Source organism: Alkaliphilus flagellatus (assembly GCF_018919215.1).
Classification (GTDB): domain Bacteria; phylum Bacillota; class Clostridia; order Peptostreptococcales; family Natronincolaceae; genus Alkaliphilus_B; species Alkaliphilus_B flagellatus.
In genome coordinates, this window is the sequence record NZ_JAHLQK010000004.1 from 88421 (window position 1) to 107165 (window position 18745).

The 18745-nt window shown below is 28.6% G+C and carries 27 protein-coding genes and 1 pseudogene; all 28 read right to left on the bottom strand.

What is annotated here, in order from left to right; genetic code table 11:
* Window positions 1–13: 13 nt before the first annotated feature.
* Entirely contained in the window at window positions 14–406 is a 393-nt protein-coding gene (locus KQI88_RS10620; RefSeq protein WP_216417167.1) for an ArsR/SmtB family transcription factor, read from the bottom strand.
* A 216-nt stretch (window positions 407–622) separates the two neighbouring features.
* A complete protein-coding gene (locus KQI88_RS10625) occupies window positions 623–835 on the bottom strand; it encodes a hypothetical protein (RefSeq protein WP_216417169.1) in 213 nt (70 codons plus the stop codon).
* Between the two features lie 283 nt (window positions 836–1118).
* Window positions 1119–1229, bottom strand: coding sequence for a putative holin-like toxin (locus KQI88_RS18095; protein ID WP_246579251.1), 111 nt, complete (start codon window positions 1227–1229; stop codon window positions 1119–1121).
* Window positions 1230–1568: 339 nt separating this feature from the next.
* Window positions 1569–1784: a hypothetical protein gene (locus KQI88_RS10630; RefSeq protein WP_216417171.1), complete on the bottom strand. Its 216-nt coding sequence runs from the start codon at window positions 1782–1784 to the stop codon at window positions 1569–1571.
* Window positions 1785–1924: 140 nt separating this feature from the next.
* Complete coding sequence (locus KQI88_RS10635; protein WP_216417173.1) at window positions 1925–2620, bottom strand: hypothetical protein; 696 nt, start codon at window positions 2618–2620, stop codon at window positions 1925–1927.
* A 219-nt stretch (window positions 2621–2839) separates the two neighbouring features.
* A complete protein-coding gene (locus KQI88_RS10640; protein ID WP_330656191.1) occupies window positions 2840–3472 on the bottom strand; it encodes a DUF998 domain-containing protein in 633 nt (210 codons plus the stop codon).
* Window positions 3473–3521: 49 nt separating this feature from the next.
* On the bottom strand, window positions 3522–4043 hold the full coding sequence (locus tag KQI88_RS10645) for a GNAT family N-acetyltransferase (protein WP_216417176.1): 522 nt from the start codon (window positions 4041–4043) through the stop codon (window positions 3522–3524).
* An 89-nt stretch (window positions 4044–4132) separates the two neighbouring features.
* Window positions 4133–4423, bottom strand: coding sequence for a sodium ion-translocating decarboxylase subunit beta (locus KQI88_RS10650; protein WP_216417178.1), 291 nt, complete (start codon window positions 4421–4423; stop codon window positions 4133–4135).
* Window positions 4424–4487: 64 nt separating this feature from the next.
* On the bottom strand, window positions 4488–4946 hold the full coding sequence (locus tag KQI88_RS10655; protein WP_216417180.1) for a DUF5071 domain-containing protein: 459 nt from the start codon (window positions 4944–4946) through the stop codon (window positions 4488–4490).
* Between the two features lie 560 nt (window positions 4947–5506).
* Window positions 5507–5995, bottom strand: a complete 489-nt coding sequence (locus KQI88_RS10660) for a GNAT family N-acetyltransferase (protein ID WP_216417182.1) — start codon at window positions 5993–5995, stop codon at window positions 5507–5509.
* 718 nt (window positions 5996–6713) lie between these two features.
* Entirely contained in the window at window positions 6714–6875 is a 162-nt protein-coding gene (locus KQI88_RS10665; RefSeq protein ID WP_216417910.1) for a putative holin-like toxin, read from the bottom strand.
* Window positions 6876–7139: 264 nt separating this feature from the next.
* Window positions 7140–7640 (bottom strand): GNAT family N-acetyltransferase, encoded by a 501-nt coding sequence (locus KQI88_RS10670; RefSeq protein WP_330656192.1) that lies wholly within the window; start codon window positions 7638–7640, stop codon window positions 7140–7142.
* Between the two features lie 105 nt (window positions 7641–7745).
* Window positions 7746–8387, bottom strand: coding sequence for a lactate utilization protein (locus KQI88_RS10675; protein WP_216417186.1), 642 nt, complete (start codon window positions 8385–8387; stop codon window positions 7746–7748).
* A gap of 338 nt (window positions 8388–8725) precedes the next feature.
* Window positions 8726–9259, bottom strand: coding sequence for a CDP-alcohol phosphatidyltransferase family protein (locus KQI88_RS10680; RefSeq protein WP_216417188.1), 534 nt, complete (start codon window positions 9257–9259; stop codon window positions 8726–8728).
* A 275-nt stretch (window positions 9260–9534) separates the two neighbouring features.
* Window positions 9535–10266 (bottom strand): aminoglycoside phosphotransferase family protein, encoded by a 732-nt coding sequence (locus KQI88_RS10685; RefSeq protein ID WP_216417190.1) that lies wholly within the window; start codon window positions 10264–10266, stop codon window positions 9535–9537.
* 76 nt (window positions 10267–10342) lie between these two features.
* Entirely contained in the window at window positions 10343–10528 is a 186-nt protein-coding gene (locus KQI88_RS10690) for a hypothetical protein (protein ID WP_216417191.1), read from the bottom strand.
* 394 nt (window positions 10529–10922) lie between these two features.
* Entirely contained in the window at window positions 10923–11066 is a 144-nt protein-coding gene (locus KQI88_RS18485; RefSeq protein ID WP_330656193.1) for a GNAT family protein, read from the bottom strand.
* 31 nt (window positions 11067–11097) lie between these two features.
* On the bottom strand, window positions 11098–11223 hold the full coding sequence (locus KQI88_RS18680; RefSeq protein ID WP_408629726.1) for a GNAT family N-acetyltransferase: 126 nt from the start codon (window positions 11221–11223) through the stop codon (window positions 11098–11100).
* A 6-nt stretch (window positions 11224–11229) separates the two neighbouring features.
* Complete coding sequence (locus tag KQI88_RS10700) at window positions 11230–11613, bottom strand: RidA family protein (RefSeq protein ID WP_216417193.1); 384 nt, start codon at window positions 11611–11613, stop codon at window positions 11230–11232.
* Between the two features lie 231 nt (window positions 11614–11844).
* The gene (locus KQI88_RS10705; protein WP_216417195.1) at window positions 11845–12312 is read right to left on the bottom strand and encodes a VOC family protein; all 468 of its coding nucleotides are present in this window, start codon (window positions 12310–12312) and stop codon (window positions 11845–11847) included.
* A 367-nt stretch (window positions 12313–12679) separates the two neighbouring features.
* Entirely contained in the window at window positions 12680–13126 is a 447-nt protein-coding gene (locus tag KQI88_RS10710; protein ID WP_216417197.1) for a helix-turn-helix domain-containing protein, read from the bottom strand.
* A 319-nt stretch (window positions 13127–13445) separates the two neighbouring features.
* Window positions 13446–14051, bottom strand: a complete 606-nt coding sequence (locus KQI88_RS10715; RefSeq protein ID WP_216417199.1) for a zf-HC2 domain-containing protein — start codon at window positions 14049–14051, stop codon at window positions 13446–13448.
* A complete protein-coding gene (locus KQI88_RS10720; protein ID WP_216417201.1) occupies window positions 14051–14530 on the bottom strand; it encodes an RNA polymerase sigma factor in 480 nt (159 codons plus the stop codon). The genes KQI88_RS10715 and KQI88_RS10720 overlap by 1 nt, the downstream gene beginning before the upstream one ends.
* Window positions 14531–14768: 238 nt before the next feature.
* Window positions 14769–15164 (bottom strand): annotated as a pseudogene (locus KQI88_RS10725) (2'-5' RNA ligase family protein); the annotation flags it as partial.
* Between the two features lie 213 nt (window positions 15165–15377).
* The gene (locus KQI88_RS10730) at window positions 15378–15848 is read right to left on the bottom strand and encodes a GNAT family N-acetyltransferase (RefSeq protein WP_216417206.1); all 471 of its coding nucleotides are present in this window, start codon (window positions 15846–15848) and stop codon (window positions 15378–15380) included.
* A 187-nt stretch (window positions 15849–16035) separates the two neighbouring features.
* Window positions 16036–16395, bottom strand: a complete 360-nt coding sequence (locus tag KQI88_RS10735) for a cupin domain-containing protein (protein ID WP_216417208.1) — start codon at window positions 16393–16395, stop codon at window positions 16036–16038.
* A gap of 433 nt (window positions 16396–16828) precedes the next feature.
* Window positions 16829–17356 (bottom strand): GNAT family N-acetyltransferase, encoded by a 528-nt coding sequence (locus tag KQI88_RS10740; protein WP_216417210.1) that lies wholly within the window; start codon window positions 17354–17356, stop codon window positions 16829–16831.
* Between the two features lie 716 nt (window positions 17357–18072).
* Window positions 18073–18645, bottom strand: a complete 573-nt coding sequence (locus tag KQI88_RS10745; protein ID WP_216417212.1) for a pyridoxamine 5'-phosphate oxidase family protein — start codon at window positions 18643–18645, stop codon at window positions 18073–18075.
* Window positions 18646–18745 lie beyond the last annotated feature (100 nt).

Consider the following 18745-nt stretch of genomic DNA (forward strand, 5'->3'; position numbering starts at 1 on the left):
TTTTTTGCCTCCATTAATTATTTTTATATTTACAACTGTTTTCACTATTATATTTATAATTTTTCAAATTTTCACAAGTCATTCCACTCTTTTTATATTCAATTAAGTTTTCTATATCTTGCTTACATATGTCTATTTTATTTAGTTCATTCTCTAGAAGTTCTTTTATAAATGGAAATTGCTCCAAAGTTTCTTTATTTAATTTATAATATATCCATTGAGCTTTTTTCTCATATACCACAATCCTACGTATACTTAACTTAGTGAGATGTCTTGAAGCGTTTGATTGTGTAATTCCTAATATATGTTCAATTTCACATACACATAATTGTCCATCTTTTAATAGGTTTAATATTCTAATTCTATTTTCGTCACCTAATGCTTTCAGCACTTGTACTATATCCATTTCATATCTCCTCATAATTTTATATGCTTTTATGATTATATTCACTTATACTCATATGCTATCCTATTAATTAAAATTGTCAATAATCAATTTTATAATTCGTATGAAATGTTCTTATTTTCTAACACCACATTATTCAATTTTCAAAGAATACTTTTTTTATTTATAATTCACTTCATAATAGCTTCATACCAGGTAATTTACTTGTAGTGCGAATTACTCAGCATCTATTACAGTTACAGGAAAACTACCTTTGCATGATTTTGGCTTAAAATTAATTAATAACCCACCTGTTGGCGATGGTGTTAACTCAGCATAAACATGCCGAACATCTTCTACTTTTCCTTTGAAATCACCGTATATTTGAACTTCTTTTATAAATTCTTCTTTATCGTGGTGTCCTTTGCTGTAATATTGAATAACCTTCAAATTCTGTATTATGTTCTATTTTAAAATCATAAGCTTTCATATTCCCATCCTTTCTATGTCGCCTAATATTCAATATAAGCAATTAAGATTTTTTGCAAAATAAAAAACAGCATTAAAGCTGTTTAATAAAAAATCTAATTATATAGGTAGAATTTACACAATGTATATGTTTACTTTTAAAGTCTTTGTGGTATAATAATAAAAAAGGTAATCGGATTCGCATAATGCGATTGCCACATAGCGATTATTTTGTTTTAATCACTCTGCATGGCCCGCAGGGTGATTATTTTTTTCCTTTGTTGTTGTCCTTTACCAGGCTAACAATTAAGGAGATTAGCGACATCAATAGCATGCCAAACATCATCATTAAAGATATAGCTTGATATGTATCCATCGCTCCACCTCCTTTCATCTGAAAGTAAGGTGGCAACCACACCTGCTTTTTATCCGATTACCTTATTTTAATAATATCATATACAATTATACTATATCAATAATCTGATTTATTTCTAATCTTTATTATCTTGCATCTTACTCATTTTTTCAAAGAATTTACAATATCTATATTAACTACTCAGATTGCTGTTTTTCTATTTTTATCATTTCATTGACGTATTTTTCTTGAAATGCGATATAAAAAATACCGCATTATTCAGAAACGAATATTACGGTATTTTAAATAATTATTCGTTTTCATCATTATTACATCTAACATAAAGAATGCGTCTCTAAACTAATTACCACTTGCAAGTTTTATTGCTGAATTAATTGCACTTACAAGTTCTTTAGCCTTTTCGATATTTAAACTTATCTCCACATCTCCTCCATGCCTTTCAGTTACACCTATTAGAATATCCCTTTCAAACACACTAATAATAACCCCTGCACTATCATCTCCATCTACATTTTTATTTTCAATATATTTAACTGATATTCTCTCGTTTTTCATGTTTTATACACTTCTTTAATAAATAATTGAAGATATATTATTAAACTGTTGCGTCTAAAAAAGAAAGTGCGAATTAAACATTAATTTAATTGATTCATATTCTATAAAAATTGCGAATTAATTATATTCATTTCTTACATTCAAAACTTATATTCAAATCTTTCGTTAAAATTACCATTAAAACAGTAATATACTGTACGAGAATTTTTAGAATATACCATTGAAAATTCCGTAACCCATTCTCCATTTCGTTGACTTACAGAATTAAGTACGTCAAACGCTGTTTCGATATTTACTTGCTTTGCATTTGCCAATTCACTTGAAACAATTTTAAATCGTTCACAATTACAATCAACATTTTCATATAAATAGTCCCATAAAGAAAAATTCGTCATAACAAAAAGTGGTGAAGAGTTTGCTAGGTTGTTAATATTCCCACGGCCAGGCTCTATTACCCAAACATTTGCGTTTGAATCACAAATCATATTATGGCAACTCCAGTCTGGTGTATTAACAACTTCAATATTTGTTAAATACTCACCCAAATTCTCTGGATAAATGACTTCATTTAAAATATCTGTAATAAGCTTAGTTGTATGAGTCACTTTTTTACTTGCTCTTCTATATAAACCTTTCCCATTTGAATTGACAACAAGACTATTAAAAAATTTACCACTGCTATTTACTCCAAATGATGGACATTTTCCCCGTCCTCCGTCAACAAGCACTGTAAACCATTTGGGGTTCTTAGTATCTATGTTAAATTTCATTCCATTATTATCAAAATTCATTCCAATAATTGTGTCTTGCCCTCTATAAATAAAGCTTGTACACATAAATATCCATTCCCCCTATATGTAAGTCTTTAATTCAATAATTCCTATTTCGTAATATTCTACTAATCAGACTTATCTAACAATAAAATTATACCATATTTTCTATATTGTTATAGCAATTTTCTATTTTATAATGCCGTATTATTCAGTTTTCAAAGATCATTAGTTCTACTTCAGATTTTAATAGTTACGTCGCATAATGAGAATAAGGTGAAAATACTACGACACTATTTTAATTTTGAACGTATATAAGAATGACCAAATAAATACAAAGGCTTGTAGTATGAATATGACAAGTCTTTCTGTAAGACCTAAAATGTTAAGATTTAGAGCTATTCCAATAGGATTTGTTGCACCAAATACGAATATTAAAATTCCAAAAATCAAACAGAATAAACCTAAGTTTTTCTGTTTTTCTTTTTTCCAATAACCAAAAGCAAGTATAAACAAAGAAGTAATTGTCGTAAATACAACTACTACTGTCACAAGGATATGCATGGTATTTTGAAAATTCATTTCTGCTTTGTCTGCTGTAAGTGGAAACAAACTATATCCTATTGTTGTTGCAAGTGCCATAACTAACATGATTCCATACCCCACGATAGTAATTGTGTGGTAGTATTTTATAGAATTGAGCAGTAAAGACACGACAAAAACTAAAAAACATATTCCATAAATAGTAGTTAACACACGCAGAAAATTTGAGTGGGGCGCACCATCGGCAGTGAGAGAACTAATATCAGTGGTGATTGGATTATATTCATGCCATAAAAGCTGACCTAAGAAAACGTGTGCCATGTACACGACAGCACTTACCATTCCAAGCGAGAAACCGACTTTGATTTGTTTCACAAATACCCTCCTTATTCGTATTATACTACTGTTGCGGCTAATCTTAATGTTATGAATCAAGATTGTCAGTATACTCATTTTTTAAGATAGACATCACAATTAAAGATTCGTAGTTCCCATCATACAAAATACATTCTCTTAAGATACCCTCTTCAATAAATCCCTCAGATTTATAAAGGTTTTGTGCTATTTGATTTTTATATCTAACATCAAGCCAAAGCCTATGTGCATTTAAATTTTTAAAAGTAATTTTCTTAACTAATTTTAGAGTTTCTCTTCCGAAACCCTTACCTTTGCTTGATATTACAACTCTCATAAACTCAATATTTCTATTTGGATTCGTTACACCTGCTATAATTACATATCCAGCAGGCTTTTGGGTTGTTCTATCTTCAACAATTAAATGCAAAATATCTTCCTCGTGTAGGGCATTCCTATGTTGTTCTCTTGTCCATTGACCTACGTATTTAGCATTGACAGGTTCTCGTTCAGAATTTACTACAAAATCCAAATCATCTTCTCGTGTATTTCTTAAAACTATTAAATTAGACTTTTCTTCAACTCGTTTCATATTTATTCCCCCCTATAGTTAGTTCACAGTAAAATACTAATATCATTTATTTAACAAGAAAGTTATACCACATTCTCTACATGCTAAATCTATTTCATAACTTTCCTATTTAAAACCAAATATGCAATTCCAGCTATTGAAAACAATGCACAGATTATAATAATAGAATTTGCAAAAGAAGATGTACTCGTAAGAAAAATAGTTGTTGGCTCATCTGCACCACCTATAATTCCTATAGAATCTACTTTACTTGCTTCTATATTTAATCTATAGGACAAATATACCGGTATCAAAAAACTAAATCCTAGATACAAGACAGTTACTATACTAGTAATAATAGTAATGATCTTAATTACTTTTGTTAATTTCGTTTTTTCCAACTCTTATTCACCTCAAAATTTAATAAAAATTTTTCTGCTATAGCTAATCAAAATAAGAATCAATCTATTCTCCATAACCTAATTCAATCAATTCCTTATACAGATTTTCTTCTTCTATCTTAAATTTAGGAATTTTCAACTCATTTATAAGATAGATCATTCCATAAGCCCACAACCCATCTTGCTCTTTTGATGCTTGTTCTATAACATTTTTAATATGTGGCATTAAAACATCAACATCTATTTCTTTAAGTAATTGAACAATTATCGGTACTCCTGGCCAATTTGTATCTTTAAACCAATTCATTAAATACGGAATTGCTAATTTATTACGTGGATATCCTATGTTTTTCAAAACTATTGCTGCATTATACCAACAAGATTTATTACATAACTCAGATTGCTTAGCTAGTAATATTACTTTACTTTCTTCTATTTCAGATAGTTTCCTTATTGCATTTTGTTGAATAAAATCAGGATTATCCCAGTTTAAATCCGCAATGTATTTTTCAATATCCTTCATGATTTACTTTTCCTCTCTATTAGGTAATAAATTTATAGGTTACTTTAAATTTTCCATCTAATTCCACTCATCTAACAAGAAAATTATACCATATTTTTCACATTGTTATATCAGATTCCTAATTCTTTAATACCATATTATTCAATTTTCAAAAAACATCATCTGACTTTAAACTTTAATAGTTACATCGTATTTTCTTCATTAGTTGCAGCTAAATCTCGAATTGCAAAACAAAAATACCGCATATTCACGTTGAATAGTACGGTATTATAAATAAATTATTTAATTATTTAATTGTTACGCCTTATAAGAATAAGGCGAAGATTCATTGCTAAACTTTATTGTTTAGTAAAATCATGTGTATATGGTCTTCCAATTTAGTTTTAAATATTTATATGCTAGCCTTTCATTACAAAATCCTAACTTTTCAACTACACTTAAAGAGTGTATATTTTTAGGCATGGTATTTACTTCGATTCTGTACAACCCAAATTCATTAATCATAAATTCAATTTGTCCATGATTCTTAATTATGATATTCTGTTATCTAAAATATACATTTAAAACACTAAAATCATATCATACCATTTAGACCCGCCATGTACTGACTTAGATATACCTTTATTTACGTACCCAAACTTTGTATAATAATGAATAAGTTTCTCTTTACACGTTAGAATAACGCCTTTGCGCCCCTCTAATCTTGATACTTCTATCATATGATTCATTAATTGCGCAGCAATTCCTTGATTACGATACTCTGGTATCACATCAAGTCCAAAAATAGTCTGGTAATCTCCATCTGGAACATGTAGTGTAGCATCGTTAAATAGTTCATCATAGATAGCAGTTTCATTGATTATGCACCCATTGATAAACCCAATTATTTTTCCTTCAATTTCTGCTACAAAAAAACTTTCTGGAAATGTCTTAATTCGTTGTTCGAATGATGCCTTTGTAGCAGCCTCTTCCTCTGGAAAGCATCTTGCTTCCACTTCTGCTACCGCATCTAAGTCTTCTATAGATATTCTTCTAATTTTAATATCCATTACACTAATCTCCTTTTGTTTAAAAATAATAATTTTGTGAATTAGTTAGTATAGAACAAACTAAGTTAGACTGTCACTTGATTTTATTAAATAGTGTTTTTATTGAATAAAAAACAGATAATATTACGCATATAAAGTTAAGCAGAATTAAAAGTAAAAATGTGAAATTTGCAAGTTTGCTTAATCTATTTGGTGTTGTATGGTAATCGAATCCAGTATAAAAATATGGAGCTGTCTGTGAAAATAAATAAAGAAATAATAAGATTAAAGTAAAAGATAGAAATGTGAATAAATATAATTTTTTTATATTTATATCTTTTTTCATTATGTTCTTCTCCTTTGTAAATGAACTATGACACAATATTTTACTAGGCAGATTTATCTATCAAAAGTATTATACCATGCTTCCTATATTCTTGTATAAAGTTCTGTTTTATAATACCATACTATTTAGTTTTCAAATAACACTATTCTTACTTTAGATTTTGATAACTATGTCACTATTTCTTCAATGTAAGTATTGAAATTTTTTACACAATAAAAAACAGCGTTAAAGATGTTTAATAAAAATTCTAATTGTATAGATATCATTTACACAACGTATGTGTTTACTTTTAGAGTGTTTGTGGTATAATGTTAATAAGGTAATCAGATTTGCAAAGATGTGATTGCCATAAAAACTAGTTTATAGCTTGATCACCCTGCTGCAACAGGGTGGTTATTTTTTTCTATCGTTATTTTTAACGATGGCTACTACAAGCATTCCAAACGCAATCATTAGCGATAACGTCTCATATGTTGTCATAGCAACCACCTCCTTTGTAAAAGAGATGGCAAACACACCCTGCTTTTTCCGATTACCTTGTTCTGATAATAACATACTTATTTACACCATATCAATTACTTTGTTTGTTTCAACCTTTATCGTAATATCTTATTCATCTTTTCAAAGAATCTACAATATCTATATTAACTGCTCAGATTGTTACTTCTCTATTTTTATCATTTCATTGACGTATTTTACTTGAATTTCGACATAAAAACACCGTAGAATTCAGTTTTGAATAATACGGTATTTTAAATAATTATTTGATTTTGTAGTTATTATGTCTAATAAGAAAGAGACGAATTTAATCTCCTGTTCCTAATTATTTATAAAGATCTTAAAAACCTCGGTTTCCTGCCCTTTTTCATCATGTGTTTTATAAACAAACTCCCAACCTAATCTTCTGTAATATTCAGAAGTATGCTCTGTTCTTAAATATAGTTCTTTAAACCCCAACTCTTTTACAACTTGCTGAGCTTTATTAATTAACTCCTTTGCTATTCCTTTGCCTCTATAATGCGGATTTACATACAACGAGGCTAACCAAGGAGTTAAATCCCTTTGAGTTTTTAAATCATTCTCAAATATAGAAACTGTCCCCGCACACTCATCATCTATCACTGCAATAAGTGTGATTGGAAAAGACGTTAATTTTGTATTTGCAAGATACTCAAGAACCTTATCTAAACTTAAAGTACCGTTTGCTTTCACAACAAACTCACTATAGATCCAATTTGCCACTGTATTAATATGTTCGGTATGATTATATAAATAGTCTATATATACTTTAATTCCTCCATTACTATGCTCATAATACACTACTAATCTACCTAGCAAGAAAATCATACCATATTTTCTATATAATTAGAAAACCGTCTATTTTAAAATACCATATTATTCAGTTTTTAAATATAAATTAAAATATTAATATCCTAACTCTTTTCCTACAATGATTACCTTTATTCTATCCTTAATAAACTGTCCTCTAATAATTGTAAAATCATTACAAATTCGATTAGGACTTTTACAATCAACACAATAACCCAAAGTAGTACACGGAGTATTTTTACCTAATCTTTTTGCGTCAATTGGAGCAGAATAATTTCTGACCCTCTTTTCTGCTTCTTCTATATTCTTAACAATCTTATTGATTCCAGTTACTAAAATAACCTGTTTAGGACCATATATCATTGGTGCAACTCTACTTCCATTGCCGTCTATATTATAAAGTTCACCATTTTCAGTTAAGGCATTTGTACTACAAAGAAAAGTATCAGCAGAAAAGTTTTTAATATAAATTTGTTTCTTTTCTTCGCTTGTAATTCCATCTTTATATTTATCTAAAAAAATATAATTACCCTTCCGAAGAAAATCTATTACACCTGTTTCAAAAAGTGTCATTGAATCTCCTACACCAACTACAGAGTTTTCAGAAATAAGTTCTTCCAACAGTGCGATCAATTCAATCTCATTTTTAACAAAGAAGCCTTTCATATTACGTTTTCTTAAATTATCTATTGTTCTATCAATTTGTTTTTCTATATACCACAAGACATTATTATCCAATGAAATACACTTCCTTTCATTTTAAGATTTTAATTTATGCTTTTGTCTTACAAATAAATAATACATCAATTGTGTCGCACATAATTTTACAATCATGAATTATCTTTTAAAGAAAATTATATCATATTGCACTAAATATATGTTAATCTACCTTATAGTTTTGATAGTCAATACTTTCAATACTGTATTATTCGGTTTTTAAAGAACATTATTAGTCCTTAGATTTTAATAGTTACGTCGCATAATATTTAAATTACGTTATAATATTGTAATACGACGTAAAAATATTAGATTTTAACAATCATGGCGTTTAATAAAAAGATTAAAAACTGATTAAATCATCCTGTTTTGAATATACTTTTCTTATTTGCCTGAAACTCATTCGATGATAGATTAATAACCAATTCTTCAACCGCTGAAATACTTGCAATAATACACATCCCATGTATAACTACTTCTGATGGAAAAATACAGAACACAACTGGAAATACAAATAGCATAAAACCTGTTATTTTATTTGCATAAGTATGAAGCATTCCAAATGTTTTATACTTTAAAAATACAACTATTACCGATATACCCCTGATTACTCCAATAATAATTATCCACATCAGGATTTTAACAGTTGGATTGATAATCGGATATAATTTAGGAATAAGCACTAAAATCATTATTAAATCTGCAACAGAATCCAGTTTTTCACCTAATTTACTCGCAGTATTTGTTTTTCTTGCTATGAATCCATCAAGAATATCGCTAATTCCACAAATAAAATATATAATAAAAAAAGTTATGCTCAATGGTTTTATTAAAACCAAAATAAGCACAAATGCTATTCTTGCTATTGAGATATAATTTGCTATTGACTTCATTTCCAGCCCTCACTAATTTAGATAATATTTATACGTTGTTTCTTATAATTACGTCTTAATTTCATGTAAATTATACCATATATCTAACATGGAACAAATAATTTGCAATACCGTATTATCTAGTTTTCAAAGAACATTATTCTTACCTTAAATTACGCTATATATTTGTAATGCAGCATAAAAATACCGTAAAATTCAGTTTTGAATAATACGGTATTTTGAATAATTATTAGGTTTTATAGTTATTACCTTTAATAGAACTAATGCGTCTTAGTTTATCTTTCGTTAGGACATTCTCCCTCTCTTGATGCAATAATAACTGATAAATAGTCCTGTATCATTTCTCTAGTTACATTCATTTGCATAAGATACAAATCTGCTAGTGTTTTCTTAAATTGGAAAAGCGTTTCTTTATCTTTAGCTCCTACTGGCACAGGTGTATATTCAATTAGAAATGTAGTTCTTGCTATATCATACAAAAAATCTCCATGACATATATTCATGAAGTCTATAACCATTGTCTGTCCATCAGATATAAATATATTACCTGTATGAAAATCACCGTGACAAAGTGTATTCCCATTTGGCAATTTATCTAACATATACAGCACTTTTTCTTTTTCATTTAAATTTTGTGCATTTACTATATTGTATTTTAAAAACTCCTTGTAATTTGGTACATTACTAATACTATTCTGGATAATTTTCTTATGTAGCTTTGCCATATATACCGCACATCCCTGTATATCACCTGTTTTCATAACCCAATCCAGCAGGGATTCCCCCTCTAATCTATCATATATTATACCTATTTTTTCTTCATAAAAAATAATCCCATACGCTTTTGGTTTTCCAAAATCCATATTCCATATTAAATTTGCATTTTGAAACTCTTTTTCTACCGCTTCTCTTGGATAATCTTGATGAAAAAGCTTAAGTACCTTACTTTCTTCCCATTCATATACAGTTGCCGTATTACCTACGCCAATTTTTTTGCCATATTTCATCTGTTATCCCCCTAATTTATAAAAATATTATATTTATGATTTCGTATTATCTTTATAATAATCCGCTAACTATAAATTATTGAATAAATGGTCTATCTAGGTTTTTATCAAAAACACTATTTTGTTTTAAAGGTTTATTCCACATTATATTGATTAAACCTGTCCTAGCAAAAAATTTTATCTGTTTAAGAGTAAATCCTGTAAATTTATATGGTCTTTTTAAGTTTTCAATAATGGCTTTATCAAAGGTAAGCTTGCTCATATATTTCACCTAAGCGTTCTAATGATCTAAAGAGTTTTCTCACCATGAAATTTGGCATCATATGTACATTTGCTGAATTCCCTTTTATTACTGTTCCTAAATACGTTCTATTAAGTTCCTCCGAAAGTGCACCAAAGTATCTTCCAACATATTTGTATTGAGATGACTCTGGAAAACCACCTTGCAAAATAAAGCCAATTGATTTATTTTGCGAAGATTCTGCAGGCTCCAAGCACTCAATAATTTACTTCACAATACCTTCACTAGTTACATCTAATACTTGAAATGCGACGTAAAAAATACCATAAATTCATTTCTGAATAATACAGTATTTTAAACAGTTATTCGTTTTATAATTATTGCATCTAATAATAAAATTATGACTCCAATATACTTACTTTAATTTCATATGAAGTATAGGAAATGGATTTCCTTGTTCATCAAGTTCTGACTTTTTAAATATATCAAATCCCATATATTTATAGAATCCTACACCCTGTATATTCTGCTCATTTACATAAACAAAATAAAATTGCAATTTTATTATCTCCGTTAACAATCAATTCTATCTATTTAATGTTGTAATTTTGAAAAACAGTTTCTATTAAATGATTCAATATAGCCTTCCCGTATCCTTTTCCACGATATTTTTCTTCAACCGAAATAATTTCAGCAGTAGCTCTCTTAGTGTTTATATATAACTATTTATGAGCAATTGCTTCAATTTCAATACAAGCTCCTTTAGGCATTGCTACAACTTGAAGACATGTACGAATTGGATATTCTTCTGTAAAATACTCTTTGTAAATATTATTAACTGTATCAAAATCATTAATATCTTTTAAATAAACATTAACTTTAAGTACTTTATCCAATGAACTGCCTGCAGATTCTAGAATGGCTTTTACATTAGTCAAAGTCTGTCTAGTTTCGGCTTCTATACCTCCTTCTACAAGCTGACCTGTTGAAGGATGAATCCCTGTTTGACCTGCTACAAAAACTAAAGAATCATATACAATACCTTGAGAATAAGGACCTGTAGGTTTCATAGATTCGTTAGTGGATATAACTTGTTTTTTTGACATAACACTTTCCCCCTTAAAATTACTATTTAAGTAGTATATTAAAGCCATTTTCTCATAATATACTTAAACATGTCAATTAAGAGTTTATTTATAATTTTTAAGATATCTAACAAGAGCTAATGAACTATAGTGTTGATTATTATGTATTTTTAAAGGTGGTAAGTTTTAACTTTCCTTAATGAAATAATAAAAAGATTATGCAATTAACTTACTACAGATTGTATTCATAATCTACTCTAAACAAGATTTCACATAATCAACTGGTACATCCATTCTGATAGCAGTTTCTTCAATTGATAGACCACTGTTTAAGAATCGTCTGACAACCATAATCATATTTTCTCCTACTTCAATAATATGCTTATCAGGGTCATAGAAACGAACAACGCGCTGTCCCCAAGAATGTTCTACAATAGTATGTACGTAGTTAATGTCTTCAATGTCATTCATCTTTTGAATAAAACCATCAAAATCATCTTCTTCAAAATATAACTCTGCTACATTTCCTCCAAAAACAATTTCACTATCATGTTTGTGAATAAAAGTTGACCAAGTATCTTTTGTTTGTAACGCAATACCACCTGTTAAAGTTACATTTGCACCAAAATCAACAACAACTTCTAAACCAAGCACTTCATAGTAAAATCGCTTTGACTTTTCCATATTCGAAACAACTATCAATGGATTTGAGAATTTCATCGTTCCCCTCCTCGTAAGCAGTAAAATATCAACTGTAATTGTTGTACATAATTGATCTAATCCGATTTATCTAATAAGAAAATTATACCATATTCTATATATTGTTATAGCAAATCTTTATTTTATAATATTGTATTACCCAGTTTTTAAAGAACATTATTTACTTCATAATATCTTCATACTAGATACTTTTCTTGAATTGTGACATAAAAAAATACCGTAAATTCATTTCTGAATAATACGGTATTAAAGTAAAATATTTGTGCTTTATACTTTATGATAGAAAATTATAGGTTATTTAATGCTTTATTTTTACTACAAATAATATGAAAATTGTGAAGTAAAATTACCATAGATTATGCTCATTTTACTTGGTTTTCTTTTTTGCTATTTTATATTTTTGATAAAGAATATCCTTTAAAACCAAAACAGTGTCAGAATCGTTAAATCCAAATTCGTTTTTAAAAGCATCATACAACTCAGATATCTTCTCACTATAGGTATCTATTCCTTTTATACCTTGATATGAAGATAAAATCGGATACTTTTTGCTCCATGCACTTGTCCAGTCGATTTCATCAACTATCATTTCAATACTAGTGAGGTCACCACCAATATGACTTCCACTAATAAGATAATCATAACTTACATTGTAAAGTTGACTTAATAATTTTGCTTTAATAAGTTCAGGGACAGTTTGATCTGTTTCCCATTTACTTACTGTTTGTCGAGATACACCTAATTTTTCAGCAACATCTTCCTGCGATAAACCTGTCTGTTTACGCAAATATAATAATTTTTCGCCTAATGACATAATTATAACCAGCCTTTCCTCTATTTCAAGTTAACTTGTAACTATAGTATACTAAACACTAAAAACCTTTTCTATCAAGTAGAGCTGGAAATTTGTCAACTAAACTTAACATTTTAATGTGTACAAAAATTAGATAAATAATGTTTTATTAGTATTATTCCACTTATTTGACTTATATAGCAATAAAATCATTATCTATTTTACGTATTATTGCAAAAGTATGATTATCATTATAAACTTAAAAAGCTATATTGTTACAATCCCCTTCGAAAACAGAGTGGTTATTTTTTCTATTGTTATTCTTAACGATAATTGGTAGTTACTGTATACCCAACTCTTTGGCAATTTCTTTCAAATATAAAGTTTTGGTTGTGTCCTTAAAATGTAATATAACGCAATCATCATCAGTGAATTCTCTTATATTGCCCTTATCATTAATATAGTGTATACCATAATAAAATTGATTTGGATACTCTCCTCTGTCATCTAAGGAACTACTGAAACTTTCTGTAAACTTGATATCAGATTCGCCCACACTAGTCCAAGCGTTAAGAACTCTGCCGTTTGTCAGTTCAAACTCAAATGTAATTATGCCGTTTTTATAGGAATATTCTATGTTCATATCATCGGAGTTTACTTTCCATCCGATTCCAAAGAAATACACATAAGACCCTACTGCCAATACACACACAGTCAATGTTATAAGAACTGCTCTAAAAACCTTTCTGTTAAGCTTTTTGAATGGTTTGATTTTTTCTTTGTTATACTCGATATTTTCTACTTTGACCTCTGCTTTCATTTGCTCAAAAATCTCCTTGCACTGAGGACAATTTTTAAGATGCTCTTCAATTTCAAGGTTGCTTTCAGAGCTAGTCAAATCATCAATATAACTTGGTAACAGATCTTGTATAATTTCACATTTCATTACAATCTTCCTTTCATAATTTTTTGTTTTGCACGGTAAAAAGTCACTCTTGCCCAGTTTTCATTTTTGCTGAATACTTCTCCAATTTCTCGAAACGAAAATGCACCTGTTATACGCAAGAGAACTACCTCCTTTGCAATTTCATCAAGAATATGTACTGCTTTGATAAATTGCATTTTTTCTTCTATCAGGCATAATTCTTCCTCCGGATTTAATTTGTGGGAAGTAATATTCTCATCAAGCATAGATGTTTCTTTACGTCTTCTTTTATCAATTTCTTGATACCACAGATGTTTTGCAATTTGGCAAAGCCATGTCGAAACTTTACATGTACCATCATATCGATTAGCTGATTTTATTGCACGGTAAAAGGTCTCCTGCGTGAGCTCTTCCGCAGTATCCTCATCATTACAAAGACTCATCAAGAATTTAAAGACCATCTCTGCATATTCCTTATACGTGTCATCTATGTCAAGCATGTAATATCACCCCCTTCACAACATATATCCTATAAATCAGTATTTCGTTACACAATAATTTAATTTTTTTTGAAAAAAGCTGTCTGCCTAAGCAAACAGCTAAATAACGGTTATATAAATAATCTTTGATAAACATTATTTTACTATTGCGTAACTGTAAACACACCAGCACAATAAGAGATTTGAATATACTCAATTTCTAAACCATGTTCTATATGTTTTTCCTCTGTGCTATTTCCTAGTTATTTTTTAAATTTAGTATTTTGTAAGTAATATAGGTTCCCTTTCTACTTTCACTATCTGTAGTACAAAATAGTGCTATCTCGTTTACAATACAATTATGATTAATTTCTTTATCAGGAATGCTCTTGAATATTTCTTTATATACACTTGCAGGCTGTTCGTCCAATGCTATTGTTGAATGGAAGTAGTATTTTTCATTATTATCTGTATCCCATGAATTTTCAGCAATATATTTATAAATTTCATTATGCAACTCTCTTAATTCTTTACTTTCTTCAATAGCCATCCATAAAACAGGAAAACCTACCTCAGTGTCACCGAATATCTTTAACTCGATATCTTTAACTAAAACTTCAAATGGTTTTATGCTTTCTGCCAAATAATCAAAGTACTTCTCAACTTCTTCAAAATAGTTGTGTCACATTTTTTTCATTAGTTGCAGCTAAATCTTGAACTACAAAACAAAAATACCGTATATTCACGTTGAATAATACGGTATTATAGATAAATTATTTAATTATATAATTGTTACGCCTTATAAAGAATATCGAGTACTCAGTAAAGATTATACTCATAACCTCATTATTATTTATAATTATCGGCTCTACAAAACCAGTTTTGCTACCAATTCACCATATTCAATCTTACCTGTTTCCACAAAACCTAAAGATGCATAAAGTGTCTTTGCTACTACATTGTCTGGTTCATAAGAAAGGTAAACTACTGAAGCTTTTCCATACGGGAAGGTCCTAATCAATTCAAGTGCCTTTATCATAGTTTCCTTACCATAACCTTTGCCTTGATATCGCTTATCAATCATTAATCTCCATACCCAATAAGTATTTTCATCATCATTCTCATCTGCTTTATTATAGGATAACATTATAAAACCTACCATGATATCATTGTCATAAATGGCATAAGGCATAGGAATGCACTCATTATTCGTTAAAGAAACATAGGCCTGTGCAAGACTGCGTATATTACTTGCAACATAACTTTTTTGTTCTTCATTTGGTTCTAATTTAATACATTCATCAAAATTATCATATGTGATCTTTCGTAGTTCTATCATAATTATCCCCCTTAAATAAAATATAATCTCTACTTCGTCTTTTCTTACCAATCCGGTTGATCTAACAAGAAAATTATAACATATTACACTAAACATATATTAGTCCTCTCATAATTTTGATGATAGATATTTTTAATACCGTGTTATTCAGTTTTATAGTTATTACGTCTAAAAAGAAAAATTCGTATTAAATTTTTTCAAGTCTTCCTACTGTTCTTTCATTTTTTACTTCTCCAGTATTCAATGTTGCTTTTGGTTCAATTAACATCACATGTACTTCTTCTTCAGCAACAGGCATATGTTCAATTCCTTTTGAAATTATAAGAAATTCTCCTTCATTTAAAATAACATCCTTATCCCTAAACTTAATTATCAATAGACCTTTTAGAACATAAAACATTTCATCTTCATTTTCATGAGTGTGCCATAAAAATTCGCCTTTAAATTTTGCAACTTTTACATATGATTCATTAACTTCACCTAATATTTTCGGACTCCAATACTCATTAAAAAGATTTAATTTCTCGTAAACGTTGATTTTATCCATTTTTACATCTCCTTGAATTATCAATTAATTGTATAATAAATTACAAATCTGACTGATTTAGCAAGAAAATTATACCCCATTTTCTATATTGTTATAGCAAATTTCTATTTTATAATACCGTATTATTCAGTTTTTAAAAAACATTATTCGTATTTTCAATTTTAATATCTATGTCGCATTTTATTTAAATTAAGTTATATACTTGTAATGCGACATAAAAAATACCGCATATTCATTACTGAACAATACGGTATTAAAGTAAAATATTCGTGTTTTATAGTAGAAAAATTCTTAATCTATAGTAAAAGTATACTCACCGCGCCTGCAATATTTCCATCAACTTTAATGATTTACTTATCAGTGTCATACACTCTTATAATTTAATATATCATGGATATTCTATATATTTTGAACGTATTGAATTTCTTAATAGCTATCCACTTTGAATAAGGTCCATATTTATTCTATTCAAATAAACATAATTTCCAGATTCATCAATATACGCTTTTTCAAATCTTAAAGATTCCCAGAATCTTCGATTATTCTCGTTAGATAAATTAAGTGCGAAATATTTAGCTCCCTTTGCAATTGCGTAATCTTTTAAAAGATAAAAAAACTGCTTGCCAAGGTCTTGATTTCTATGATTTGAATCTATACAGTAGTCAATTATGAAGCACTTCCCATCCTCTGAAAGATAAATTACGTAAACACAAAATCCAACATATTCATTATTCTTTCTAAAAAATATGATCTTTAGTTGATCCTTATTTCTACTGAAAAGATTCATTATATGATCTTTGTACTCTTTTGAGAAGAACCATTTTTCATCCTCTTCATCCAGTGGAGTGCCTAAGCTGCAGTTTGGAATTATATCTTCCTTCATATAGTGATCTCTTTTTTTCCAGAAAAAATCAACTTCTTCTTTCGAGTTCACTTCATATAAACTCAATTCTAAATTCATATACTTCCTCCTCAAATTTGTTGGAGGACTATTTTACGTGTTTCGCCCTAACACCTTTGAATTTATAACTATTTTTATTTATTATACAAACCACTTCCTTTCAAAATTCTATTTATTAAACATCTTTGCGCAATAACTCAGTTAATATCAGTTATGACCATTTTATATTATCTTACTAATACAGTTTATCTAACAAAAAAATTATACCATATTTTCTATATTATTATAACAAATTCTATATTTTCAATACCGTATTATTCAGTTTTATAGTTATTACGTCTAATAAGATAATACTATTTATTGTTTTATGCTTCACTACTTAAATCTTTATTGTTTAAATAAAAAATTATCAAGAAAATTATTAAAGCAAAGCCTGTTGCTATTATATCATTTATATCGAATGGGCTATTTAAAAATAGATCGTGGATAATCTCTGAACCTAAACTTAACACCTAAATAGCCATAGATGTTGCAAGACCGTCTTTAATTGCAAACTTTCTTTTTAATAGTGCAGAATAAATATTTTCCATTAAAAAATCAAAAAGCCATGCTGCTACATAGACATAAACCATAAAAATAATTGTATTAATAACAATATAATATTCATTAGAATATATTTTGTCTTTATTATATATTTAGATTGGTATTTCCTAATAAATTTATTGTAAAGTTAAACTGTATTTGTCTTTAAATATCTTAACCACACCTTCTTTTTATTAATATAAATTTTCCATCCTTCCCCATTTCATTTCTTCACCACGTATATCATATTTTTTTCTCTTAGATGTAATTTCTTCAATTTCTATTGCATATACATTGGTCCTTCTTAATCCTGCTTTAATTGCCATAGGGAAATAATCCATTTTTATTGGAGTATATTTCTCACATATTAATCTCATAGCCTTAATCTTTTCATTTTCATCATTTACTAATTTTGCCTTACCTATCACAACAGCAGATTCAAACTCAGTAGTAAAAACTTTACTAATAAGTAATATTGTCTTTGATTCATCCTTTATGATTTCATCTAACTCCTCTTTAGTATAGTTTTCTGGGATTTTTGTTTCTCCTACAAATGCTACGCTAACACTAGGATTTTTCTCAAATGTTTTTACCTTTTTCCCATCCATTGCTGAATGAAAATATAAAATATTTCCATCTCTCACAATGGAAAGAGGGATTCCATAAGGTTCATTATCTTCATCAATCATGGAAAGGATACCATATCTTGACTTATCTATGACTTCAATACCAAATTCCTTGCTCATTTCTCTGTCTTTTCGTCTCATAGTTTTCACCTACCAAATTAATATAAATTATTTTATTTCGCAATAAATATTGTACCCTAAGCAGGCGGTTAAATACCGCCCCTACATATTGATAAATTCT

Bases quoted from the DNA above. Each gene is read 5' to 3' on its own strand.
- KQI88_RS10645 (WP_216417176.1), bottom strand. From the start codon at position 4,043: ATGAAACGAGTTGAAGAAAAGTCTAATTTAATAGTTTTAAGAAATACA.
- KQI88_RS10685 (WP_216417190.1), bottom strand. From the start codon at position 10,266: ATGAAATATGGCAAAAAAATTGGCGTAGGTAATACGGCAACTGTATAT.
- KQI88_RS10635 (WP_216417173.1), bottom strand. From the start codon at position 2,620: ATGTGTACAAGCTTTATTTATAGAGGGCAAGACACAATTATTGGAATG.
- KQI88_RS10680 (WP_216417188.1), bottom strand. From the start codon at position 9,259: ATGAAGTCAATAGCAAATTATATCTCAATAGCAAGAATAGCATTTGTG.
- KQI88_RS10655 (WP_216417180.1), bottom strand. From the start codon at position 4,946: ATGAAGGATATTGAAAAATACATTGCGGATTTAAACTGGGATAATCCT.
- KQI88_RS10710 (WP_216417197.1), bottom strand. From the start codon at position 13,126: ATGTCATTAGGCGAAAAATTATTATATTTGCGTAAACAGACAGGTTTA.
- KQI88_RS10740 (WP_216417210.1), bottom strand. From the start codon at position 17,356: ATGAATTTAGAATTGAGTTTATATGAAGTGAACTCGAAAGAAGAAGTT.
- KQI88_RS10705 (WP_216417195.1), bottom strand. From the start codon at position 12,312: ATGAAATTCTCAAATCCATTGATAGTTGTTTCGAATATGGAAAAGTCA.
- KQI88_RS18095 (WP_246579251.1), bottom strand. From the start codon at position 1,229: ATGGATACATATCAAGCTATATCTTTAATGATGATGTTTGGCATGCTA.
- KQI88_RS10665 (WP_216417910.1), bottom strand. From the start codon at position 6,875: ATGTTATTATCAGAACAAGGTAATCGGAAAAAGCAGGGTGTGTTTGCC.
- KQI88_RS10700 (WP_216417193.1), bottom strand. From the start codon at position 11,613: ATGTCAAAAAAACAAGTTATATCCACTAACGAATCTATGAAACCTACA.
- KQI88_RS10690 (WP_216417191.1), bottom strand. From the start codon at position 10,528: ATGAGCAAGCTTACCTTTGATAAAGCCATTATTGAAAACTTAAAAAGA.
- KQI88_RS10660 (WP_216417182.1), bottom strand. From the start codon at position 5,995: ATGGATATTAAAATTAGAAGAATATCTATAGAAGACTTAGATGCGGTA.
- KQI88_RS10720 (WP_216417201.1), bottom strand. From the start codon at position 14,530: ATGCTTGACATAGATGACACGTATAAGGAATATGCAGAGATGGTCTTT.
- KQI88_RS10730 (WP_216417206.1), bottom strand. From the start codon at position 15,848: ATGATAGAACTACGAAAGATCACATATGATAATTTTGATGAATGTATT.
- KQI88_RS10745 (WP_216417212.1), bottom strand. From the start codon at position 18,645: ATGAGACGAAAAGACAGAGAAATGAGCAAGGAATTTGGTATTGAAGTC.
- KQI88_RS10620 (WP_216417167.1), bottom strand. From the start codon at position 406: ATGGATATAGTACAAGTGCTGAAAGCATTAGGTGACGAAAATAGAATT.
- KQI88_RS10735 (WP_216417208.1), bottom strand. From the start codon at position 16,395: ATGGATAAAATCAACGTTTACGAGAAATTAAATCTTTTTAATGAGTAT.
- KQI88_RS10715 (WP_216417199.1), bottom strand. From the start codon at position 14,051: ATGAAATGTGAAATTATACAAGATCTGTTACCAAGTTATATTGATGAT.
- KQI88_RS10630 (WP_216417171.1), bottom strand. From the start codon at position 1,784: ATGAAAAACGAGAGAATATCAGTTAAATATATTGAAAATAAAAATGTA.